Origin of the sequence: Rhodopseudomonas sp. B29, from assembly GCF_000333455.1 — a bacterium.
GTDB lineage: Bacteria > Pseudomonadota > Alphaproteobacteria > Rhizobiales > Xanthobacteraceae > Rhodopseudomonas.
Window position 1 is genome coordinate 1 of sequence record NZ_BADD01000477.1, and the last position, 2069, is coordinate 2069.

Consider the following 2069-nt stretch of genomic DNA (forward strand, 5'->3'; position numbering starts at 1 on the left):
ATCCAGCTAGACACCTACTTTGTCTACCCGAAAGAGTTGAAGACCGTGGCGCGCGTGCAGGTGTTCCGCGATTTCGTCGTCAACAAGGCGCAGCGCTGGCCGAGTTGAGCTGCCCCGCTCTGGGCGCAGTCAGCTCTGCAATTAGACCATCGCATGACTGACATGCGGGCCAACTGGTTGCCTCGGGTCGGGATCGGAGCTCAACTGTTCACACGCTGAGCGGTCGCGCTGCTTGTGTCCCCCTCCTCCTGCTGCGGGGCTGCTCAGTCATCCCTCTTGGAAGGTGATTGTGTCGGCCCACCGGGCCACAACCTTTGAGCCGGGCTCCTGGTGAGCCCGGTTTCTTTTTGCGTTGTCGAGACAGGCTGAAATGCGACAGCCGAGCTTTGGGCTCGGCTGAACAACGCGAAGTGTCGGGCGGGCGGTTGGGCGCTACGTCAGGCGGCCTGCTTGTGCATCGCGCCGCCGGCCGACGCCGTGCCACGGATCGCCTTGATCGAGCGCTCGATCGCCGCCCACAACCGTCCGATCTCGTAGGCCGCACGACCTTCGGCCGCGTATTCGCGCGCACCCTGGCCCTCGCCGAGCGCCATCAGCAGGTCGGCGCGGTTGGTGATCTGGCCGCCCCACACCGGGGCCTTGAACTTCGCCAGCGCTTCACGGGCGATGGTGACGATGCGGCTCTCGACTTCATCGCGCAGCGCCGGCGCGCCGTTGAGCACCACCGCATAAGGCTTGCGATGAGTGCGGCAGGTCTGGATCGTATCCTGAACGGCGTTGACGTCGAACACGCCCGGGCGTGCCGGAATAATCACCATCGTGGCGTTGCGGATGGCGTCGTCGACGACAGCCGACACGTTCGGTGGCGTGTCGATGAACACCCACTCGATGCCGTCGCGCTTGGCCTGGGCAATGATCTCGCCGACGGCGCGCGAGGCGGTGCGCAGCGCCGGCTCGTCGGTGCCGCGCAGCTTGTGCCACAGCGTCAGCGACCCCTGTGGATCGGCATCGATCAGCAGGCACGGCTTCGAAGACTTGTGCACATGAGCAGCAAGGTGCGCAGCCAGGGTACTTTTCCCCGCCCCACCCTTACGCGAAGCAAATACGATGACGTTCATCCGATGGCCTCCGGTTGACCTTCGCGCAAAAGTGAATCAGCGCGTTGATTCGCGAAAGAAAAATTTGCAAATCAAATCGCCCCGAGCGCGATTACCGCGACGAGTTGGCTTTTGAGTCACACTATCTGATGCGAAAATGAACAATCGCGGCTGATAGTGACCACCTAAGCGCGCCGCCGCGGTCGTAATCGGGCCTGCTGCAGCCCCGCATCGGCTTGCTTGTCGTGCGCTACCGATGATGACGTGTCGATTACAGCGACTGGGCCCGCATCATCCTCCGTGCCATCCGGATTCGGATCGCGACCTTTGCCGCGCTGCCGCGCGATCCATTTGCGCTCCAGCCATCCGAGCGTTCGCGCCGTTGGCTTTTCCAGGGCAGGCACATCCTGCGCGATCAGGATCATGCCGAGCGGCAGCATCCACAACCCGAGCACCGGCAGAAAGCTCAGCACGCCACCGCCGACGAGCGCTACGCCGAGCGGCAACCGGACGTACTTCGACGACGGTCGCCGCAGCCAGGAGACGAAATGCGCCGGCCGCTCGGGCAGCTTGGACTCGAACCACGCCATGTGGCGGTCGAGTTCGTCGCGATGATTCAGTTCGGCCACGTGGGCGGCTCCCGAGATGAACAAGTCAGTCGCGGAAGAGATAGTGCGCCACTGCTCGATCAGGAGCGACACCATGCCGCGGCATTGCTGTGTCCTGATCGAAGCGCCACATCGCTGGATCGCCGACCGGTTAGTCGTCGTCCCGCCGCCTCGGCTTGTGCCGATGCGGCCTGATGTCCGTCGGCGCGCTTCGCGCCTCCTGTTCCGGCGGCCCGAACTGCGCGCGGCATGCCGGCGACAGATACTGCTTGCGCTGGATCATGCAGGCGGTGATGCGATCGACGTCCGGCACATAGTTGCCGCACAGCCGCATCGCGTCGTCGGAACAGGCCTGCTGTTGTTC

General features: G+C 64.0%; 2 protein-coding genes and 2 pseudogenes. 1 reads left to right on the forward strand and 3 read right to left on the reverse strand.

Annotated elements, in window-relative coordinates; translation table 11 throughout:
- Positions 1 to 108 (forward strand): annotated as a pseudogene (locus I5M_RS32340) (LysR family transcriptional regulator); the annotation flags it as partial.
- Positions 109 to 437: 329 nt separating this feature from the next.
- On the opposite strand, the gene I5M_RS16870 reads toward I5M_RS32340, so the two are convergent.
- From I5M_RS16870 to I5M_RS29990, 3 genes and pseudogenes are all read right to left on the reverse strand, one after another.
- Positions 438 to 1118, reverse strand: a complete 681-nt coding sequence (locus I5M_RS16870) for a ParA family protein (RefSeq protein WP_022722465.1) — start codon at positions 1116 to 1118, stop codon at positions 438 to 440.
- A 164-nt stretch (positions 1119 to 1282) separates the two neighbouring features.
- Positions 1283 to 1726, reverse strand: coding sequence for a hypothetical protein (locus I5M_RS29985; RefSeq protein WP_307706461.1), 444 nt, complete (start codon positions 1724 to 1726; stop codon positions 1283 to 1285).
- Between the two features lie 130 nt (positions 1727 to 1856).
- Positions 1857 to 2069, reverse strand: a pseudogene (locus I5M_RS29990) (hypothetical protein); the annotation flags it as partial.